The 19,752-nt window shown below is 73.3% G+C and carries 22 protein-coding genes; 9 read left to right on the top strand and 13 right to left on the bottom strand.

Going from position 1 to position 19,752, the window contains the following annotated elements; translation table 11 throughout:
- Positions 1–25 precede the first annotated feature (25 nt).
- Positions 26–1,360 (bottom strand): M20/M25/M40 family metallo-hydrolase, encoded by a 1,335-nt coding sequence (locus GH723_RS00425; RefSeq protein WP_229022936.1) that lies wholly within the window; start codon positions 1,358–1,360, stop codon positions 26–28.
- An 82-nt stretch (positions 1,361–1,442) separates the two neighbouring features.
- Between GH723_RS00425 and GH723_RS00420 the strand changes: the two genes are divergently transcribed.
- From GH723_RS00420 to GH723_RS00405, 4 genes are all read left to right on the top strand, one after another.
- Entirely contained in the window at positions 1,443–2,681 is a 1,239-nt protein-coding gene (locus tag GH723_RS00420; RefSeq protein WP_153757802.1) for an acetyl-CoA C-acetyltransferase, read from the top strand.
- 26 nt (positions 2,682–2,707) lie between these two features.
- Positions 2,708–3,541, top strand: coding sequence for an enoyl-CoA hydratase-related protein (locus tag GH723_RS00415; protein WP_153757801.1), 834 nt, complete (start codon positions 2,708–2,710; stop codon positions 3,539–3,541).
- The gene (locus GH723_RS00410; protein ID WP_153757800.1) at positions 3,538–4,017 is read left to right on the top strand and encodes an SRPBCC family protein; all 480 of its coding nucleotides are present in this window, start codon (positions 3,538–3,540) and stop codon (positions 4,015–4,017) included. The genes GH723_RS00415 and GH723_RS00410 overlap by 4 nt, the downstream gene beginning before the upstream one ends.
- A 307-nt stretch (positions 4,018–4,324) precedes the next feature.
- Entirely contained in the window at positions 4,325–4,657 is a 333-nt protein-coding gene (locus GH723_RS00405) for a GatB/YqeY domain-containing protein (RefSeq protein WP_153757799.1), read from the top strand.
- A gap of 31 nt (positions 4,658–4,688) precedes the next feature.
- On the opposite strand, the gene GH723_RS00400 is transcribed toward GH723_RS00405, so the two are convergent.
- The 5 genes from GH723_RS00400 to GH723_RS00380 are packed head-to-tail and all read right to left on the bottom strand — an operon-like array spanning position 4,689 to position 8,241.
- Positions 4,689–5,084, bottom strand: a complete 396-nt coding sequence (locus GH723_RS00400; protein WP_153757798.1) for a VOC family protein — start codon at positions 5,082–5,084, stop codon at positions 4,689–4,691.
- Between the two features lie 16 nt (positions 5,085–5,100).
- Positions 5,101–5,940 (bottom strand): hypothetical protein, encoded by an 840-nt coding sequence (locus tag GH723_RS00395; protein ID WP_153757797.1) that lies wholly within the window; start codon positions 5,938–5,940, stop codon positions 5,101–5,103.
- A 9-nt stretch (positions 5,941–5,949) separates the two neighbouring features.
- Positions 5,950–6,474 (bottom strand): DoxX family protein, encoded by a 525-nt coding sequence (locus GH723_RS00390; RefSeq protein ID WP_229022935.1) that lies wholly within the window; start codon positions 6,472–6,474, stop codon positions 5,950–5,952.
- Positions 6,475–6,485: 11 nt separating this feature from the next.
- Positions 6,486–7,385, bottom strand: a complete 900-nt coding sequence (locus GH723_RS00385) for an LLM class F420-dependent oxidoreductase (RefSeq protein WP_153757796.1) — start codon at positions 7,383–7,385, stop codon at positions 6,486–6,488.
- Positions 7,386–7,416: 31 nt separating this feature from the next.
- Positions 7,417–8,241, bottom strand: a complete 825-nt coding sequence (locus tag GH723_RS00380) for a hotdog domain-containing protein (RefSeq protein ID WP_153757795.1) — start codon at positions 8,239–8,241, stop codon at positions 7,417–7,419.
- Between the two features lie 48 nt (positions 8,242–8,289).
- On the opposite strand from GH723_RS00380, the gene GH723_RS00375 reads away from it, so the two are divergent.
- Complete coding sequence (locus GH723_RS00375) at positions 8,290–9,438, top strand: acyl-CoA dehydrogenase family protein (protein WP_153757794.1); 1,149 nt, start codon at positions 8,290–8,292, stop codon at positions 9,436–9,438.
- A gap of 6 nt (positions 9,439–9,444) precedes the next feature.
- Here GH723_RS00375 and GH723_RS00370 read toward each other — a convergent pair whose 3' ends face one another.
- From GH723_RS00370 to GH723_RS00360, 3 genes are all read right to left on the bottom strand, one after another.
- Entirely contained in the window at positions 9,445–10,884 is a 1,440-nt protein-coding gene (locus GH723_RS00370) for a FadR/GntR family transcriptional regulator (RefSeq protein ID WP_153757793.1), read from the bottom strand.
- A 76-nt stretch (positions 10,885–10,960) separates the two neighbouring features.
- Positions 10,961–11,755 carry a siderophore-interacting protein gene (locus GH723_RS00365; RefSeq protein WP_153757792.1) on the bottom strand — a complete coding sequence of 265 codons (795 nt, stop codon included), beginning with the start codon at positions 11,753–11,755 and terminating at the stop codon, positions 10,961–10,963.
- A gap of 43 nt (positions 11,756–11,798) precedes the next feature.
- Positions 11,799–12,596, bottom strand: a complete 798-nt coding sequence (locus GH723_RS00360; protein ID WP_153757791.1) for a Gmad2 immunoglobulin-like domain-containing protein — start codon at positions 12,594–12,596, stop codon at positions 11,799–11,801.
- Between the two features lie 166 nt (positions 12,597–12,762).
- Here GH723_RS00360 and GH723_RS00355 point away from each other — a divergent pair, with 166 nt between their 5' ends.
- Entirely contained in the window at positions 12,763–14,103 is a 1,341-nt protein-coding gene (locus GH723_RS00355) for an SAM-dependent methyltransferase (RefSeq protein WP_229022934.1), read from the top strand.
- 9 nt (positions 14,104–14,112) lie between these two features.
- Here the strand turns inward: GH723_RS00355 and GH723_RS00350 are convergent, their stop codons facing one another.
- Positions 14,113–15,564 (bottom strand): bifunctional aminoglycoside phosphotransferase/ATP-binding protein, encoded by a 1,452-nt coding sequence (locus GH723_RS00350; RefSeq protein WP_153757790.1) that lies wholly within the window; start codon positions 15,562–15,564, stop codon positions 14,113–14,115.
- A gap of 33 nt (positions 15,565–15,597) precedes the next feature.
- On the opposite strand from GH723_RS00350, the gene GH723_RS00345 reads away from it, so the two are divergent.
- A complete protein-coding gene (locus GH723_RS00345) occupies positions 15,598–16,611 on the top strand; it encodes a DUF2804 domain-containing protein (RefSeq protein WP_153757789.1) in 1,014 nt (337 codons plus the stop codon).
- Between the two features lie 13 nt (positions 16,612–16,624).
- Here GH723_RS00345 and GH723_RS18975 read toward each other — a convergent pair whose 3' ends face one another.
- The 3 genes from GH723_RS18975 to GH723_RS18360 all read right to left on the bottom strand — a co-directional run bounded on the left by GH723_RS18975 (position 16,625) and on the right by GH723_RS18360 (position 18,000).
- Positions 16,625–16,753 carry a hypothetical protein gene (locus GH723_RS18975; RefSeq protein WP_267471325.1) on the bottom strand — a complete coding sequence of 43 codons (129 nt, stop codon included), beginning with the start codon at positions 16,751–16,753 and terminating at the stop codon, positions 16,625–16,627.
- A gap of 110 nt (positions 16,754–16,863) precedes the next feature.
- Positions 16,864–17,520, bottom strand: a complete 657-nt coding sequence (locus GH723_RS00340) for a helix-turn-helix transcriptional regulator (protein ID WP_229022933.1) — start codon at positions 17,518–17,520, stop codon at positions 16,864–16,866.
- Between the two features lie 36 nt (positions 17,521–17,556).
- Positions 17,557–18,000 carry a DUF2249 domain-containing protein gene (locus GH723_RS18360; protein ID WP_195210429.1) on the bottom strand — a complete coding sequence of 148 codons (444 nt, stop codon included), beginning with the start codon at positions 17,998–18,000 and terminating at the stop codon, positions 17,557–17,559.
- An 88-nt stretch (positions 18,001–18,088) separates the two neighbouring features.
- Between GH723_RS18360 and GH723_RS00330 the strand changes: the two genes are divergently transcribed.
- Together GH723_RS00330 and GH723_RS00325 are read left to right on the top strand one after the other, a co-directional pair.
- A complete protein-coding gene (locus GH723_RS00330; protein WP_153757787.1) occupies positions 18,089–19,411 on the top strand; it encodes a hypothetical protein in 1,323 nt (440 codons plus the stop codon).
- Complete coding sequence (locus GH723_RS00325) at positions 19,408–19,749, top strand: metal-sulfur cluster assembly factor (RefSeq protein WP_153757786.1); 342 nt, start codon at positions 19,408–19,410, stop codon at positions 19,747–19,749. Before GH723_RS00330 ends, GH723_RS00325 begins: the two co-directional genes overlap by 4 nt.
- Positions 19,750–19,752: the final 3 nt, after the last annotated feature.

The following is a 19,752-nucleotide window of genomic DNA, read 5'->3' as shown; positions in this document are numbered from 1 at the left end:
ACCCTATTCGCCGAGGTGCTGCGGGTCAGCCGAGGAGGTCGCGCACGACGTCGATCCACAGCCGGGTCGTGAGGCCGAGCGACTCGACGTCGATGCGCTCGTCGTTGCCGTGGAAGCGACGGCCGAACTCGCGCGAGCTGAGGTTCGGGCTGAGGAGACCGGCGCCGTAGGCGATCGCGCCGAGCTCGCGGTGGACGCGGGCGTCGGTGAACCCGACCGACAGCTGCGGGTGGAGGGTCGCCCGGTCGAACGAGCGGGCCACGCCGCGCTGGAGCGCGTCCCACAGCGGCGTGTCGGTCCGGCTGGTGCTGGCCCGGTCGTCGATCAGCGGCTCGACCTCGACGCGGGCGAACAGGTCGTCGCCGAGTGCAGCGCGCAGGTGGGCCTCGACCTCCTCGGGTCCCTCGCCGGGGAGCGTGCGCACGTCGACGTCGATCGTCACCGTGTCGGGGATGACGTTGGTCTTCGACTGGCTGGTGACCGTGTTGGGCGAGAACGTCGTGTGGGTGCACGAGTAGAAGTGCCCGGCCGGCCCCGGCATCGTGGCGAGCAGGTCGTCGATGCGGTCCGGGTCGAGCAGCGTCTCCCTCGTCTCGTCGTCGACGGGCAGGGCGGCGACCTGGCGGCGCCACAGCTCGTGGAACATCGGGGGCGGCCGGTACTCGGCCAGCCGGCTGACGACGCCGGCGGCGGTGACGAGGGCGTTGTCGGCGCGGAAGGGCATCGACCCGTGGCCCGGCGTGCCCCGCACGGTGAGCCGGCGCCACGCGACGCCCTTCTCGCCGACCGTCACGCTCACCGTCGGGGACGTGTCGCTGCCGCCGTGGAGCCCGCCGTTCTCGGTGAGCACGAAGTCGGTCGTGATGAGGTCGGCGTGGTGCTCGGCCATCCAGCGCGCACCCCACCGGCTGCCCGACTCCTCGTCGGCCACCGCGAGGAGCACGAGGTCGCCGCGGGGCCGCAGACCGCTGGCGAGGAGGTGGCGGACCGCCACGGCCATCGACGCCGTGAGGTTGAGCATGTCGACAGCGCCCCGTCCCCAGATCTCGCCGTCGACCAGCTCGGCGGCGAAGGGGTCGCGGGACCACCCGTCGGGCGAGACGGGCACGACGTCGGTGTGGCCGTTCAGGCAGAGGCTCGGCGCCGAGGGGTCGGAGCCCTCGACGCGGGCGACGAGCGTGGTGCGTCCCGGTGCGGCGTGGAACAGCTCGACGTCGGCGCCGCTGCCGTCGAGGAACGAGGCGAGCACCTCGGCGTTGCGGATCTCCTGGCCCGACTCGACCGTGCCCTCGTTGACGCAGGCGTTGCGGATCATCGTCTGCAGGAGCTCGACGGTCTGGCCGGTCAGTCGGTCGTCCACGGGCCCATCCTCGCCCGCGCGGGCACGCCGCCGCTCGGAGCACCTAGAGTGCACTCAATTGCTCTCACCTAGGAGGACCCTCGTGACCGAGGCCTGGATCATCGATGCGTGCCGCACCCCCCGCGGCGTCGGCAAGGTCGGCAAGGGGGCGCTCGCCGACGTGCACCCGCAGGTGCTCGGCGCGGCGACGCTGCGGGCCCTGGCCGAGCGCAACGACCTCGACACCAGCATCGTGGACGACGTGATCTGGGGCTGCTCCCTCCAGGTGGGCACCCAGGGCGGCGCGCTCGGCCGCATGACCGCGCTCGACGCCGGGTGGGACACCACCACCAGCGGGTTCACCCTCGACCGCTACTGCGGCTCGGGCATCACCGCGGTCAACCTCGCCGCCGGCATGGTCGCCAGCGGCCTCGAGGGCGTCGTGGTCGCCGGCGGCGCGGAGATGATGTCGTCCTACGCCGAGAACTCCTCGAAGGTGCGCCACCCGTTCATGGACAAGGGCAACCCGCACCTGCGCGAGCTGCACCCGCAGTCGAACCAGGGCGTGGCCGCCGACGCCATCGCCACCCTCGAGGGCATCTCGCGCCAGGCCCTCGACGAGCTGGGCGCCGAGTCGCAGCGCCGGGCCGCCGTCGCCATCGAGGAGGGGCGGTTCGAGCGCAGCCTCGTGCCCGTCCACCACCCCGACGGCACCCTCGCCCTCGACCGCGAGGAGTACCCGCGCCCCGGCACCACGGCCGAGAAGCTGTCCCAGCTGGCGCCGTCGTTCGAGGCCGTCGCCGACATCCCCCTCGACGAGGACGGCCGCACCTTCCGCAGCGAGATCCTCCGCCGGTACCCGGACCTCGAGATCGAGCACGTCCACCACGCCGGCAACTCCTCCGGCGTCGTCGACGGCGCCGGCGCGCTGCTCCTCGCCAACTCCGAGGTGGCGACGGCCAACGGCTGGACGCCCCGTGCCCGCGTCGTCGCCATGGCCAACGTCGGCGACGACCCGACGCTGATGCTCAACGCCCCGGTGCCCGCCACCCGCAAGGTCCTCGAGAAGGCCGGCATGACGCTCGACGACATCGACCTGTTCGAGGTCAACGAGGCCTTCGCCGTCGTCGTCGAGAAGTACATCCGCGACCTCGGCATCGACCGCGAGAAGATCAACGTCAACGGCGGTGCCATCGCCCTCGGCCACCCGATCGGGGCGACCGGCTCGATGCTCGTCGGCACGCTGCTCGACGAGCTCGAGCGCCAGGACCTCGAGCGGGGCCTCATCACCATGTGCGCCGCCGGCGGCATGGCGCCTGCGATCATCATCGAACGCATCTAGGAGCTCCAGCCCCGGGGGGGGACGGCATGTACGAGCAGATCCGCTACGAGGTCGACGGGCCGATGGGGCTCATCACGCTCCATCGGCCCGAGGCCCTCAACGCCTGGACCGACGTCATGGCCCGCGAGGTGCGCGACGCCGTGGGACGAGCCGCGGCCGATCGGGACGTCGTCGCCATCGTCATCACGGGCGCGGGCAGGGGCTTCTGCGCCGGCGCCGACCTCGGGCGGCTCGAGGACATGGCCGGCGGTGAGCGCTCGAGCCCGCTGGCCGAGACGCTGGCACGCGGCGACGCGCCGCAGGAGATCGGGGACTTCGACGGCACGTTCTCCTACCTGATGGCCACCGAGAAGCCCGTCATCGCCGCCATCAACGGTGCGGTGGCGGGCATGGCCTACCCGTTCGTGCTGTGCTGCGACCTGCGCTTCATGAGCGACGACGCGGTGATGCTCACCGCGTTCGCCCAGCGGGGGCTGGTCGCCGAGTTCGGCCTCAGCTGGCTGCTCCCCCGACAGGTCGGGCCCGCGGTGGCGCTCGACCTGCTGCTGTCATCCCGCACGATCGACGGGCGGGAGGCGGCGCAGCTCGGGCTCGTCAACGCGTCGATGCCCGGCGACGAGCTGCTCGACCACTGCCGGGCCTACGTCCAGCGCCTGGCCGACACGTGCTCACCCGCGTCGATGGCGGTGATGAAGCGCCAGGTCTACGAGCAGCTCCACCGTGGGCTCGGCGCCGCCGAGGGCGACGCGTTCGTCCACATGGCCGAGAGCTTCCGGCGGCCGGACTTCACCGAGGGCGTCATGTCGTTCCTCGAGAAGCGCCCCCCGTCGTTCACCCGACTGCCGGCGGAGGGGTCGTGAGCGCGGCCGAGCGCATCGCCGCCACCCGTCGGGTCGCGGCGCCGGCCGGCCGCATCTTCGCCGTCGTGTCCCATCCCCAGGGCCACGTCGACATCGACGGCTCGGGGATGCTCGAGGCGGCGCCCGACGCCACGCCGCTCACCGAGGTGGGCCAGGCGTTCACCATGCACATGGACCGCGAGCCGCTCGGCGACCTGCCGATGGGCAAGTACACGGTCCTCAACCGGGTCACCCGCATCGAGCCCGACCGGCTCGTCGAGTGGAGCGTCGGATCGACCGACCACCCGAAGCCCCTCGGCCACGTCTACGGCTGGGAGCTGGTCGCGCTGGACGACGGCACGACCGAGGTCACCAACTACTGCGACTGGAGCGGGCTGAACCCCAAGCTGCGGGACCGGATCACGTTCCCGATCGTGCCGCTCGAGATGCTCGAGCGCTCCGTCGAGCGCCTGGCCGTCCTGCTCGCCGACGACTGACCCCCGCGGGGCCTTTGCCCGCGACCGGCCCCCGTCGGGCGGCGGCCCGCGACCGGCCCCCGTCGGCCGGTGCGCACCCACGGTCCACCGGCCGTTCTCGGTACGTATCGCGACACTGACGGTCGCGATCCGTACCCAGAACCGCCCCTCCACGCCGGGCACCCCTCCCGCCGACCGTTCTCGGTACGCATCGCGACACTGACGGTCGCGATCGGTACCAAGATCGGCCCGGTGCCGGGTCGGAACCGGGCCGGTGCCGGGTCGGAACCGGTTCGACGGGCCCGCCGGGCGGTGGCACCGTGCCGAGATGACCGAGCCGATCCGCGACCGACTCCAAGCCGAGGTCCTGCCGGCGATGAAGGCGCGCGACGCCCTGCGCCTCTCGACGCTGCGTACGACCCTCGCCGCGATCGCCAACGCCGAAGCGGTCGACGCCGCGCACTCCCGCGCCGCCGTCGGGCTCCACGCCAACGACGTCGCCCGCCGTGACCTGGACGAGGACGACGTCCGAGCCGTCGTCGCGTCCATCCGCGACGAGCTGCTCGACGCGGTCGACGAGATGGTGGCGATCGGCCGGCACGACCTGGCCGACGACCGTCGCCGCCAGGCCGCCATCCTCGACGCCCACCTCGCCTGCTGAGGACAGACGGCCCGCGTCCCCGAGCGACCGCTCAGGCGGAGGGGGACCCGCTGCCGTAGGGGCGGGTGATCACCTCGAGGAAGTGGCCGTCGTTGCTGAGGAAGTACACGCCGCGGCCGCCGTCGTTGTGGTTGATATCGCCGGGGTACCGCTGGCCCGGGTCGGCCCAGATGTCGTGGTCGCCGAGCAGCAGCCGCCCGTGGACCTCGTCGAACTCGTCCTCGGAGATGAGGAACGCGTAGTGCTGGGGGACGACGGGCTCGTCGCCCATCGACGCGAAGTCCAGGTCGACGCCGTTGGCCATGCGGACCTGCCAGAAGTGGCCGACGTGGACGGGCTGGTCGAGGCCGAGCATCTCGGCCAGCCAGCGGGCCGACGCCTCGGCGTCGACCGCGCCGACGATCGTGTGGTTCAGCTCGATCGCCACTCCCTGGACGGTACCTCTACGAGGGCTCGTCGGGTCGCGTGATGAAGCAGCGCCAGTTGCGCGCCAGCAGCACGACCGACGTGCCGACGAGCGCCGCACCGACGAGGGCCAGCACGTAGAGCACCGACCGGGCGATGGCAGGCATCACGATCCACCCGCCGAACCCCGGGGCGGCGGGGGAACCGAGCGGCCAGGTGTCGATGCCCGGAGCCGCCCACGACGCCTGGACGAGCGCGCCCTCGGCGTCGAGCTGGACCAGGAGGGTGGTGCGGTCGTCGACGGCCCGGACGTGCCACAGCCCCAACCGATCGGACGGGGATGAGGACACCGGGCCCAGCACCTCCGCCTCGTAGCCCCTGCGGCGAAGGGCGTTCGCCACCGCTCCTGGCTCGTCGCCGTCGGCCAAGGAGCCGGACCGCCGCACCACGGGCGCGATCCAGGGCAGCTCGGACTCGCCCACCACCCACGCACGGGCGATGCCACCGCCCGCGGACTCGACGGTCGGGAGGTCGTCCAGCCGGGCCACGAGCTCGGCCTCCGAGGGTGGCTGGAACATGTGCAGCACGAGTCCGACGAAGATGCCGACAGCCATCGCGCAGGACAACGCGCGCCGCAGCCGAGGCGGCCACCGGCGCCGCCACCCGATCGTCAGCCACCCGAGGCCCACGACGCTCAGCACCGGAGCCGCGAGGCGTGGGTCGGACCACCCGAGGCTCACCAACCCGACGCCGGCGACCAGCGAGGTCAGCGAGGCAAACGCGACGAGCGTGGGCAGCGACCACCGCGGCGCCCGTGGCTGACCGACCGCGTCCACGTCCCCGTCCCACCGCTCGTCGACGCCGCTCCGCCCGACCACGGCCGCACCCTACGCCGAGGTCGGTCGGGGTGGGCGCCAGAAGGCGGCGAGGAGCGCGGCGGCGCCGAGGAGGCCGGGGCCCAGCGCGAGCACCAACCCGCTGACGCCGGAGAACGTGTCGTCGAGGTCGAGGGCGTGGTCGAGCGACCAGCCCCCACCGCCGAGGGGACCGATCGCGGCCGAGACGACCGACAGGGTCATCACGTACTCCCAACCCTCGCCGGGGCGAAAGATGAAGAACCCGTTGCCCCGGTGGTTGGTGACCCACGCGACGACCATCACGCCGAGGGCGCCACCGGCCGCGAGCGACGTCGCCAGGCCGAGCAGCAGCAGCACCCCGGCGCCGACCTCGGTGAGGCTCGCCAGCCAGGCATGGAGCCGACCGGGGCGCATGCCGAGCGACTCGAACCACCCGGCGGTGCCGGCGATCTTGCCGCCGCCCACGATGTGGTTCACCCCGTGGGCGAGCATGACGACGCCGACGACCCCACGCAACAGCAGGAGCGCCAGATCGACGGCGGCGGCGTCGCTCACGGCCGCGATCCTCAGAGCAGCGCGGCGGCCAGCTCGCGCAGCTGGTCCTCGGGCGGGACGAAGGTGCCCGCCGCGAGCACCTGCACCGCGACGTGGTCGGCGCCGGCGTCGTGGTGGGCACGCACGCGGTCGACGATGGCGTCGACGTCGCCCCAGGCGACGATGGCGTCGACCAGCCGGTCGCTCGGGGCGTCGGCCACGACGTCCTCGTCGGTGAACCCGAACCGCTTGAGGTTGTTCACGTAGTTCGGGGCCCGCAGGTAGACCGACATGTTCTTGCGGGCGGTCTCGCGGGCGGTGGTCGGGTCGGTGTCGAGCACGACCATCTGCTCGGGGGCGAGGGTGGCGTCGGGGCCCATGATCTCGCGGGCCCGCGCCGTGTGCTCCACCGGGACGAAGTAGGGGTGGGCGCCGTTGGCCTTCGTGGCCGCGAGCTCGAGCATCTTCGGGCCGAGGGCGGCGAGCACCCGAGCCTGGGGCAGCTGCTCGGGACCGACGGCACGGAAGATCGAGCCGTCCATGTCGGTGAGGTAGTCGACCATGTAGGAGTACGGCTTGGAGTAGTCGTGCTTGCGGACGCGGTCGACGAGGTGGGCGTGGCTCACGCCGAGGCCGAGGAGGAACCGGCCGGGGAACGCCTCCTCGATGGCCCGTTGGGTGTTGGCCATGGTGACGGCGTCGCGGGCGTAGACGTTGGCGATGCCGGTGGCGATCTGCAGCGTCGAGGTCCGCTCGAGCAGCAACGTGGCGTTGACCATCGGGTCGCGCCCGACGGTCTCGGGGATCCAGAGCGTACGGAAGCCCAGCTCCTCGATCAGACGGGCGAACCCGGCGGCATCGGACGACGGCATGGCGTCCATCGCCCCGGTCCAGATGCCGACCCGGCCCAGGTCCATGGTCGTGGCGCTCATCGGTGGTCCCCCTGTGTGGTCGGTCGGTCGATCATCGCGTGGCGACGTGGACGTCGCTCAGGATCGTGAGGTTCTCGTCGGCGTCGCGCACCTCGACGGCGACGACGGCGACGTCGCCGACCCGACCGGTGACGCGCCCTCGCGCCCGGATCGGTCCCGCGAGGCTCGGCGCCAGGTACCGCACGGCCAGGCTGAGCGCGCCGGCGGGCTCGTGGCCGGCGACGCGCACGGCGCCGGTGGCGGCGGCATCGACGAGGGCGGTCGCCACGCCGCCGTGGAGGCCGCCGAAGCCGTTGACGTTCACGTCGCTCAGCGCGATCTCCCACCACGCGTCGGGCCCGTCGCCGTGCGGACCACTGATGCCGACCACGTCGCGGAAGGGCCCATCGAGGGTGCACTCGCCGTGGAACTGGGTGAAGAAGCGGTCCTCGACCTCGTCGGCGTGGCTCCGCCGCAGCGTGGGCGCCCCGCTCGGGAACGCGATGCCCTGCACGCTGCGGGCGACGTGGACGCCGGCGTCGTCGTGGACCTCGATCTCGATCACACCGGTGCGCTTGCCGAGCCGCAGGGCCCGGGCGTCGGCGGACAGGCGCGCGCCCTCGGGCCGGGCGAGGCGGTGGAACGAGATGTCGGCGTGGACGAACGGTCGCCCGGCCTGCATCTCCCGCGGCTGGGACGACGTCATGTCGATGTAGGTGCCGAGGACGCCGACGTCGATGTGCCCGTCGGCGTCGAGGTGGGCGTCGTCGAGCAGCAGGTCGAACCGCAGGTGGTCGCCGGTGACGACCTGGAGGCCCAGCCGGGTGAGCACGTGACGTGACATGGTCTGGCCCAGGTCCTGGGCGTCGGTCGTCATGGGATCAGGATACTTTTTGTCGAGCGGGGCCCCGACCGAGGAGCACGCGTGGAGCGCACGATCTTCGAACCCGAGCACGAGATGTTCCGCGAGAGCGTCCGCGAGTTCCTGCGCCGCGAGGCCGTGCCGCACGTCGAGCGGTGGGAGCGCGAGGGCGTGGTCGACCGGGAGCTGTTCACCGCCGCCGGCGCCGCGGGGTTCCTCGGCATGGACCTGCCGGCCGACCTCGGCGGCGGCGGTGTGCGCGACTTCCGCTACAACGCGGTCATCGGCGAGGAGGTCCAGATGGCGGGGCTGGGTGGCGCCGGGCTCGGGCTCACCCTGCACAACGACATCTGCATCCCGTACCTCCGCGACCTCACGACCGCCGAGCAGGCCGAGCGGTGGATCCCCGGAGTCGCGTCGGGCGAGCTCGTCACCGCCATCGCCATGACCGAGCCCGGCATCGGGTCGGACCTGGCGTCGATGACCACCACCGCGATCGACGACGGCGACAGCTACGTGGTCAACGGGTCCAAGACGTTCATCACCAACGGCATCAACGCCGACCTCGTCATCACCGCGGTCAAGACCGACCCGACCGAGCGCCACCGCGGCATGTCGCTGCTCGTCCTCGAACGCGGCATGGAGGGCTTCACACGGGGTCGGAACCTGGAGAAGATCGGCCTCCACTCCCAGGACACCGCGGAGCTGAGCTTCGTCGACGTGCGGGTGCCGAAGGAGAACCTGCTCGGGGTCGAGGGCGGCGGGTTCGGCCACCTGGTCACGAACCTCGCGCAGGAGCGGCTCTCGATCGCCGTGGCGGGCGTCGCCGCCGCCCGCGCCGCGCTCGACTGGACCGTCGCCTACGTGCGCGAGCGCTCGGCGTTCGGCCAGTCGATCGGCTCGTTCCAGAACACCCGCTTCGAGCTGGCCACGCTCGCCACCGAGGTCGAGGTCGGCCAGTCGTTCATCGACCGCTGCATCACCGCGCTCGATGCCGGCACCCTCACCGCGGAGGACGCGGCGATGGCGAAGTGGTGGTGCACCGAGCTCCAGGGACGGGCGGTCGACGTCGGCGTGCAGCTCCACGGCGGCTACGGGTTCATGGCCGAGTACCCGATCGGCCGGGCCTACGCCGACGCCCGGGTCACCCGCATCTACGGCGGCACCACCGAGATCATGAAGGAGATCATCGGCCGGTCGCTGCAGCTGTGAGCGGCGTCAGCGCTCCCAGCCGGTGAGGGCGTCGAGGTGCCGGCGCATGCGTCGGCGGGCCAGGCCGAGGTCGCGGGCGACGATCGGCTCGACGATGCGGCGGTGGGCCTTGGTGATCTCGTCGGTGGGCAGCGGGTTGCCCGTGGCCTCCCCCATCGTCGCTGCGTAGGTGCGGGACAGGCGGACGAGCACGTTGGTGAGCAGCGCGAGGACCCGGTTCCCGGACATGTCGGCGAGGACCTGGTGCAGGTCGTGGCCGACGAGCGGGAACTCCTCGGGGGACGCGGCCTCCTCGGCGTCGAGGACGCGCTCCAGCGTCGCGACGACCTCGTCGGTGAGCCCGTCGACGACCCGGTCGAGCACGGTCATCTCGACGATGCCCCGCACCTCGAAGAGGTGGGCGCTGCCCACGTTGCGCCGGTTGAGGTAGAGCGCCATCGCCTCGGCCGTGGCGTCGACCCCGGGCTCGGTGACGAACAGCCCGCCGCCCGGACCTCGGCGCATCCGAGCGATGTCGTGGTGCTCCAACACCCGCACCGCCTCGCGCAGGACCGCCCGCGAGATGTCGTAGCGCTCCATCAGCTCCTGCTCGGAGCCGAGCGGGCGACCGACGACCCACCCACCGTCGGTGACCTCGCCCACGATCTGGCGGGCGACGCTCTCGGCCAGCTTGGCGGTGCCCGGGGCAGGGGCGGCGAACACCTCGTCGAGGCGCGGCCGGGCCGGGAGGCGACGCTGGATGAACTCGGCCTCGGCCTCGAGGTGGGTCCGCATGCGGCGACCCGCCCGGTGCATGTCGGCGTGGACGATGGAGTCGACGATCTTCTGGTGCGCCACGGCGGACTCGGCGCGCACCGCGCGGGTGAGCGCGCTGGCCTCGGGCGAGTAGAGGAGCGTCACCCGGTTGAGGAGGTCGACGAAGAACTCGAGCGCGGGGTTCTGCGTCGCGGCCGCCACGAGGTTGTGGAGCTCGCGGTGGCTCGTCTGCTCGCCCTGGGCCTCGCGGTCGGCGAGGTCGCGCATCTCGGCGAGGTCGTCCTCGGTGAGGCGCTCGGCCGCCAGCTCGGCGGCCGCCTGCTCGAGGGCGTGGCGGGCCTCGAAGACCTCGGCGAGGTCGGCCTGGATGTGCAGGAGGTAGACGGCGACCGCGTCGATGACGGTGTCGACGCTCGGCTCGGTGACGACGAGTCCGCCACCGGGGCCGCGCCGCATGCGACCGATGCGCTGGTGCTCGAGGAGGCGGACCGCCTCGCGGAAGACGGCCCGGCTCACGCCGTAGCGTTCGAGCAGCTCGGCCTCCGAGCCGATCACCTGGCCCTCCGGCCACCCGGCCGCGGCGATGTCGGCGACCATGCGGCCGGCGACGATCGACGCCAGCTTGGCCCCCTCGGGCCGTGAGGCGCCGAACAGGTTCGGGGCAGGATCGGATGCGGAGGAGGTCGTCATGTGAGGCTCGCCGGTGACCGGGAGGGTCGCCGGCCGCACCCTACCCGGACGGGCCGGAGCGCCCGGGGAGCCGCCGTCAGTCCTCGTCGGGCTCCGGCGGGTGGTCGGCGTGGCGCCAGTAGCCGACGAGGCTGACCCGCTCGCGTGGCAGGTCCCTCGTCCCGCGCACGAAGCGACGCACCGCGCTCACCGCGCGGCTCTCGGCCCCGCCCCAGACGTAGGGGTTGCCCTCCGGCCAGTCCGCAGCAGCCACGGCGTCGAGCAGGGCCGTGGTGCGTCCCGCGGGGCGCCCGTCGCGGTGCATCCAGCGCACGTCGAGGCCGGGCCGCTCCGGGAGCGGCTGGTGGTGCGCGGCGTCGGCCACCTCCGCGACCACACGGATCGGGACGTCGGGCGGGAGCGTCTCGCAGATCACCGCGGCGGCCGGCAGGCCGGTCTCGTCGGCCACGAGGAGGAACCAGTCGGTGTCCGGTGGGGGGTCGTAGGCCGTGCGCGGGCCCCAGAGGGCCACCGGGTCGCCGGGCGCGGCGCGGGTCGCCCAGCCCGAGGCCGGGCCGGGGTCGTCGTGGAGCACCATCCAGATGTCGAGCTCGGCAGCCTCGGGTCGCCAGTGCCGCAGGGTGTAGTAGGCGCCGACCGGTCGGAGCTCCTCGGGCATCTCTTGGTAGGCGGTCCAGGTGAAGGACCGGTCGATGGTCAGGTCCCGGCGCCCCGGCGGCGGCAGGAGGAGGTAGAGGAACGTGTCGGGCCCGACGGGCTCGAAGCCCTCGAGGTCCCCGCCCTGGAAGGTGACCTGGACGAGGCCGGGTCCGACCTCGCCGACGGCCGCCACGTGCGTGAGGAAGGTGCGGTACGTCGAGAGGTCGGTCATCGCCGCATGTTAGGCACACCTACTAGGTGGCGACAGCCGGTCCTCAGTCGCCGCCGATGAACCCGACGGGCACCGACACCGCCTCCCACACCACCCCGTCCTCACCGCCGAGCGTGTAGAGGACCACCGCACCCCAGCCGCCACCCGGGTTCTCCCACGACACCTCGCCCTCGAACGGGCCCAGCTCCTCGCTGCCGCTGCCGGTGACGAAGCCCTCGCCGAGCGGCTCGGTCGCGCCGCGCTCGAACACCGCCACCTGGACGGTGCCCTCGAAGGCGCGCGCCCGGCCGCTCAGCTGGAGCGGGTCGTCGATGGCCGTGCCGGCGACCGGGTCGTCGAGCTCGATGCTCTCGGTGACCGAGCCGAGCACGTACCACGCCTCGTCGCTCATCTGCCGGACGAGGACGATCGTCGCCGGTCCGTCCTCGACGGCCCGCACCTCGACCTCGCCGGAGCGGGAATCGCCCTCCATGAGCTCGCCGTAGAGCGGGTCGGTGAACCCGACGAGCTCCTCGGCGTAGCCCGCCGCGGCGTCGATCGGGTCGTCGTAGGTGATCGACCCCTCAGGGTCGGGCCACACGATCGAGGCCGCCTCCTGGTCGGTGACGCCGGCCGGCGTCGCCGCGCTCGTGGTGGTCGTCGCCTCCGTGGTCGTTGTCGCCTCGGTGGTCGTGGTCGTCTCGACCACCTCCGATGTGGTCGTCGACGCCGCGTCGTCGTCCCCGTCGTCACCTCCGAACAGGAGGACCAGCACGACGACGATCGCGACCAGCACGACCGCGCCGAAGAGCCCGAGCCACACCTTGTTCGCCCGCCGTCCGTCCTCGTGCACGCTCGCCATCGGGCACCCCCTTCCCCGGGACCAGGTCCACGGTACGGCGGACCCGCCGCCGCGTGAACCGCCGAAGGTCCCGAAAACCGGCTGGATCCGCGGCGCCGCGTGGCTACGTTCCTCGTCGCGACGCGTCGCGTCGCGACGTGAACGAGGCGAGGCGAAGGAGGCCCGGGTGGCGCTCCAGGACGACGTCACGACCCGACCCGGTGCGGTGCGCACCGGTGTCACCATCGACCTGCGCGCGCGCCGCGACGCAGGGTTGGCGGACCAGCTCCGCCCGCTCGTCGAGGCCTACCTCGGCCGACCGACGGTCGAGGTGCGGTTCTGGGACGGCAGCCGGCTCGGTCCACGCGGCGGTCCGGGCGCGCTCGTGCTCCGCTCCCCCGAGGCGATCCGTCGGATGGCGTGGGCGCCGGGCGAGCTGGGCGCGGGGCGGGCGTTCGTCGCCGGCGACCTCGACGTCGACGGCGACATCTTCGCCGTCGTCGCCGCGCTGCGCCCGGCCGGCCAGCGGCTCCGGACGACGCTGCGCACCGTGCCGGCGGCGGTGCAGGCGGCCCGACGGCTCGGGCTGCTCGACCGGCCGCCACCGCCACCGCCGGAGGAGGCCCGACCCCGTGGGTTGCGCCACTCGCGCCGGCGGGACGCCACGGCGGTCAGCCACCACTACGACGTCGGCAACGACTTCTACCGACTGGTCCTCGGACCCTCCCTCACCTACTCGTGCGCCCGGTTCGTCGACGACGCGACGACCCTCGAGGCCGCGCAGGACGCCAAGCACGAGCTCGTCTGCCGCAAGCTCGGCCTGCACGAGCGCCCCGGCGCGCGCCTCCTCGACGTGGGGTGCGGGTGGGGGTCGATGGCGATCCACGCCGCCCGCCATCACGACGCTCGCGTGGTCGCCATCACGATCAGCGAGCAGCAGGCGCAGCTCGCCCGGGCGCGCGTCAGGGACGCGGGGCTCGACGACCGGGTGGAGGTCCGGCTGCAGGACTACCGGGAGCTCCACGGGGAGGCCTTCGACGCCATCTCGTCGATCGGCATGTTCGAGCACGTCGGCGCGGCGCGGATGTCCACCTACCTCGGCACGCTCTGGTCGCTGCTGCGGCCGGAGGGGCGGCTCCTCAACCACGCCATCTCGTCCGTCGGAGGTTCGCGGCTCGCCGGGCGCTCGTTCGCGCACCGCTACGTCTTCCCCGACGGCGAGCTGATCGACGTGGGCGACGTCGTGCTCGGGATGGAGGCGGCGGGCTTCGAGGTGCGCGACGTCGAGTCGCTGCGGGAGCACTACGGGACGACGCTGCGGGCGTGGGTGGCGAACCTCCAGCAGCGATGGGACGAGGCCGTCGCCCTCGTCGGCGAGGGCCGGGCGCGGGTGTGGCTCCTCTACATGGTCGCCTCCGCGATCGGGTTCGAGGACGGCGGCCTCGCCGTGCACCAGGTGCTCGGCGTGCGAGGTGGTGAGCACGGGTCGAGCGGCATGCCCCGCACCCGGGACGGGTGGGTGGCGTAGCGGGCCGGGTCAGAGGCGGTCGAGCACGCCTGCCAGCACCGCGTCGGGCGTGCCCAGCGTGGACACCTCGGTCGCCTCGGGCCAGGCGTCGGCGGTGGCCGCCATCTGCGCCGCCACCGCCTCGTCGGCGTCGGAGGCGTCGCCGCCCCGCGCGGCGCGTGCGTGGATGCGCGCCGCCGCGACCTCCTGCGGGACCACGCAGGACAGCTCCCGCAGGTCGGCGTGGCCCTCCCTCGCGACGAGTCGCGCCAGGTCGCGCTCGTGCGCGTCGGTCCACGACGCGTCGAGCACGACCGACGCGCCGAGCCCGACGTGCTCGGCGGCCCGTCGCCGCAGCTCGTCGTAGACCCGTCGCGTCACGTCGGGGGCGTACGCCCCCTCGCCGAACGACGCCGCGACGGACGCATCGACCGGGACGCCGAGCAGCTCCTTGCGGACGACGTCGGAGCGCAGCACCACGGCGCCGAGCGAGGCGCCGAGCCCGGCCGCCAGCGTCGACTTCCCGGTCCCGGGCAGACCGCCGACGAGGACCAGCCGGATCCGCGCCGCGTCCAGGTGGGTGCGGCACAGGTCGAGCAGGTGCCGGGCGGCGGTCTGCGACTGCTCGTCGCCCTGGGAGGCGCGGATCGCGGCGATCTTGGCGCGGACCTGGGCCCGGTAGGCGATGTGGTGGTGGGCGTGGGCGACCGGCCACGAGTCCCCCGCCGCGTCGCGATAGGCCTCGAGGAACAGCGCGCCGAGGTCGGGGCGGCCCAGCCGCTCGAGGTCCATGGCCAGGAACGCCACGTCGGCGAGGACGTCCTCGTAGCGGAGCTGGTCGTCGAACTCGAGGCAGTCGAGGATGCGGGGCCCGTCGTCGAGGCAGAAGATGTCGTCGGCCAGCAGGTCGCCGTGGCCGTCCACCGCCCGACCCTCCGCGACGCGGCCCGCGATCAGCGGGCCGCGGCCCGCCAGGTACCGCGCCGCCAGCGCGTCCACGGCCTCGACCGCCTCACGGTCGAGGACCGAGCCGACGAGGCTCGTCATCTCCCGGGTGTTGTCCCGCCAGCGGCGGGCCAGCGCGTCGCGTCCGGCGCACTCGTCGGCGGCGTCGCTGCGCTCGGCCCGGGCGTGGAAGTCGGCGACCACGCGGGCGATGCGCCGCACCTCGGCCTCGACCTTCGCGGCGCCGTCGGTGACGAGCGTCGACAGGCGCCGGTCGACCGGCATCCGCCGCATGACCACCAGGTGGTCGGCGAGCGCGCCGTCGGTGTCGTGCACGTCGGCGATGCCCAGGTACACGTCGGGCGCGAGCCGCCGGTTGAGGTCGACCTCCCGGGTCGCGGCATCGAGCCGGGCCGCGCGCGTCGTGTAGTCGAGGAACCCGAGGTCGACGGGCTTGCGCAGCTTGTACGCTCGGTCACCGAGGAAGACGACGACCGCGGCATGAGTCTCGGCGACGGCGGCGGCCTGCGTGGTCACACCTCCAGCCTCGCGCCGTCCTAGGTTGCGGTCATGGCCACGACCCACGAACCGGAGATCACCGCGCCGGTCGACCTGTGCACCCCCGACGGGGCGACGCTCGCCACGGCGGCCCGGGGCTGGTCTCGCCGACCGCTCCACCGGGCGAACCTCGGTCCCCACCCGCAGAACAAGCGCTGGGACTACTGGTGCGTGATGTCCGGCGACCTGATCGTGTCGTGGGTCTACGCGGACGTGGAGGCGATCGGCCTCGCCGACGTCTACTGGCACGACATCGCCGACGGGGCAACCGGTGGGGGCAGCGTCCTCACCGAGCCGGGCGTCGTCACGCTGCCCGACGTCGTCGGCGCCGCGCCGCTCGTCGTCGACCGCGAGGAGTTCGCGATGGACGTGCGCGACGACGCGACGGGCACCCGCCTCCGGGCGTCGTGGACGGAGGCCGACGGCCGGCCGGGGCGCATCGACGTGCGCATGGAGCGGCCCGACGACCTGGAGTCGCTCAACGTCGTGATCCCGTGGAGCGACGAGATCTTCAACTTCACATCGAAGCAGTGGCTCCGGGCGGCGTCGGGCGAGCTGGTCGTCGGCGACCGGGCGTGGACGATCGACGGGTGGTCGGCACTCGACGTCGGGCGCGGACGCTGGCCCCGCGAGATCCGCTGGAACTGGGGCGGCGGGGGTGGCCGCGTCGACGGCCGTCTCGTCGGCCTGCAGTTCGGTGCGAAGTGGACCGAGGGCACGGGTTTCACCGAGAACGGGTTCGTCCTCGACGGACGGCTCACCAAGCTCGGCGACGAGCTCGAGTGGACCTACGACTGGGACCGGCCGATGGAGCCGTGGCGCGTGCGCGACCCCCACGGACGGCTCGACGTCACGCTCGCACCCCGGTTCGACAAGCACTCCGGCGCCGACGCCGGCGGGCAGTACGGCAGCGAGACCCACCAGGTGTTCGGCACCTGGTCCGGGCACGTGCGCACCGAGGACGGTGAGGAGGTGCGCGTCGAGGGCCTCCCCGGGTTCGCCGAGGAGGCCCGTCAACGCTGGTGAGGCGGGTCAGCGACTAGCTGCCCTGGGGCTGGAGACGGTCGCGGCGGGCGTTCGCCGCGTCCCTGGCGGCGCGGCGCTCGTGCTTCGCCTTGCGCTTCTCGAGCACCGATCTGCCCTTCTTGCGGGTCTTGCCGTCGGACATGCCACCTCCCTTCGTCGGTGACCCGCCGACCGTAGCGAGGGGCTCCCCGACCGGCAGGACTCAAGCGGGGCTACGTTCGGCCCGACCGGGCCGCCCTCCCGGAGCCGTGATCAGGCGGGGTGCTCGACCCTGAGGCACAGACGGCATCCGGCCTCGTGGGGGTCGTGCGCCTCGAGCCGCTCGACGACGACCGGGCCATCCGGTCCGGCGACGCCTTCGGCGATGCCCTCGTGCAGCGAGCAGATCGTCTGCGGGTCGGCGGCGGCCGTGTTGGCGAACGGGCAGTTCTGGAGCACGATCTCCACCCTGCCGCCGGTCCGGCGCACGTCGGGCTCGAACCCCTCCCGGGCCATCGCCTCGGCCACCTCGACGATCGTCGCCTCGGCATCGGTCGCCGTGCCGCTGCGGTACCGCTCCCCGGCGCGGCGACCGATCTCGCGCGGCGTCTCGCCGGTGCGGATGATCTCCGCGAGCAGCACGCTGAGGCGCTCGTAGGGACCGGTGACGCCCCAGCGGCTCTCTGCGGTCGGGTCGACCTCGTAGACGAGCCGGGGACGGCCGGGGCCGCCGGTGGCCATCCGCCCCTCGACGACGAGGTCGGCGTCGAGAAGCTTCGCCAGGTGCTGGCGGATGGCGTTGTGGTTGAGCCCGAAGTGGGCGGTGAGCTCGGCGACGCCGACGGGGTGGCCGGCGTCGGCGAGGTACCGGAATACCCCGTGGCGCGTGGGATCGCCGAGCGCTCGGGCCTGCTGCTGGAGGGTCACCACGCCGCTCATGATGCCCGCCCCCTCACCCGATGCGCCTCATGACCGGAGGAAGCACACGCGCCAGTCCCCGGGTGCGACCTCGTCGGCGACGAAGCGGAACCCCTGCTCGGCGAGCACGCCCTCCAGCGGCACGGGCTCGAACGGTGCCCACACCACGAGGATCTCGTCCTGACCGACCCGGCTCGCGGCCTCCATGATCGCCTGGAACGGCTCGTCACCCGCGGCGAGGATCGGCCGAGCGTCGATCACGTGGGCTCGGCTCGTGATGTCGACCGCCCACTGCTCGGGACCCTCCTCCACGTACTCCCAGCGGAAGTGGTCGGGGCGTTCGGCCTCGAGCTGGTAGCGCAGCGGACGGGGGTCGTGGTCGTTCAGGAGGCGCAGCGAGGTCCCCGGGGTCAGCCCGTCGAGCTCCCGGAAGATGAGCGGGTGGCGCTCCCGCGGCGGGATCGTGCGGACGTCGATGACGGTGTCGGACATGGTGCGGGCTCCTCGGAGGCGGTTGACCGGATGGATCGGGGCTCCGTATATTTCTAGCGACTCATAGAACTATGTCAAGGAGGGCCGCGTGACGGCCATCGCTCCCCCCACACCGATGGTCCCGCCCGTCGCCGTCCCGGGACCGGGTGCGCCCGACGTGGTCCCGCCGCCCGCGCTGCCCCTCGCGTTCCTCGGCGCCGCCGGCGTCGGCCTCACCGGCCTCGGCCTCGCCGTGTGGTTCGCGGCCGACCGCCTCGTCACCGCACCGACGCATCCGGGCGCGGTCTCCGCGGTCCACGTGGCGATGCTCGCGTTCCTCACGACCGGGGTCCTCGGGGCCCTCCACCAGTTCGCCCCCGTCGTCGCCCGCCGCCCGCTGCGCTCGGTGCGGGCCGGGTGGGTCACCCTCGTCGGCATGGTGGCGACCGCCTGGATCCTGCCGAGCGGCTTCGCCCACGGGCCCGAGGCGCTGGTCGCGACCGGTGGGGTCGTCGGCACCGCCACGGTCGGTCTGGCGGTGTGGAACCTCTCCGGCCCGCTCTCGTCCCGGGACGGCGGCCTGCCGCTGTGGGGGCTGCGCTTCTCCGTGGCCTACCTGGCGATCACCGTGCTGTTCGGGGTCGTCTACGCGTTCGACCGACAGACGGGTTGGTTCCCGCTCGTGCCCCACCGGGTCCTCGCCCACGCCCACCTCGGGCTCGTCGGGTGGCTCGGCCTCACCTACGTCGCCGTCGCCGAGAAGCTCTGGCCCATGTTCCTGCTGGCGCACCGGCCGCACGACCGCGAGGGGCAGGTCGCGGTCTGGAGCCTCGTCGTCGCCGCGCCGATCCTCACCGTCGGGCTCCTGTTCGGCATCCAGCCGATCGGCTGGATCGGCGGGCTCCTGGCCGCCGTCGGGCTGTGTGCGCACGTCGCGTCGCTGCTCACCTGCGTGCGCCACCGCCGCCGCAAGCTCGAGCTGCTCCACGCCTTCCTGTTCACGTCGGCCGCCTTCCTCCTCCTCGCCCTCGCCCTCGCCGAGGTGGGCGGCCTGTTCCCGATGTCGCCGGGACGGCGCTCCGACGTCGTGGCGGCCGAGGTCGCGGCGCTCGTCGGGTGGCTCGGGCTCGCGATCGTCGGCCACGTCCACAAGATCGTCCCCTTCATCGGGTACAGCGCGCTGCGTGCCCGGGGGATCCGCGCTCGTGCCGACGGATCGCCGCTCCTCTTCGCCCACCTGTTCCGACCTGGACCGGCTCGCGCAGCACTCGCGCTCGGGACGGCCGGGTTCACGCTCGTCGTCGGTGGGCTGCTGGCGGTCCACGCCACCTCCGTCGCCGTCGGCGGGATCGCACTCGCCGCGTGCGGCGCGACCACCACCGCGAACCTCGCCCTCACCCCCCGTCGCATCCTCAGGGAGGCCTCGTCATGACCGAGCGCGCCGTGCAGATCAGCACCCCCGACCAGGACGTCGTCACCAGGGCGGCCCACGCCCTGGAGCGCGTCATCGACCCCGAGCTCGGGCTCGACGTCGTGCGCCTCGGCCTCGTCTACGACATGCGCCAGCGCGACGGTCGCCTCGAGGTCGACATGACGCTGACCACGCCGGGCTGCCCGGTCAGCGAGCAGCTCCCGCGCGAGGCGGAGGAGGCGCTCGCCGCGGCGCTGCCCGAGCTCGACGTCGAGCTGCGCGTGGTGTGGGACCCGCCGTGGACGCCGGCCCGCCTGTCGCCCGAGGCGATGGAGCTGCTCGGGTTCCACCCGCGATGACCG

This window comes from Actinomarinicola tropica (genome assembly GCF_009650215.1).
In the GTDB taxonomy this organism is placed as follows: Bacteria; Actinomycetota; Acidimicrobiia; order Acidimicrobiales; family SKKL01; genus Actinomarinicola; species Actinomarinicola tropica.
The sequence above is the reverse complement of the archived record's forward strand: the minus strand, read 5'-3'. Positions and strand labels throughout refer to the sequence as shown.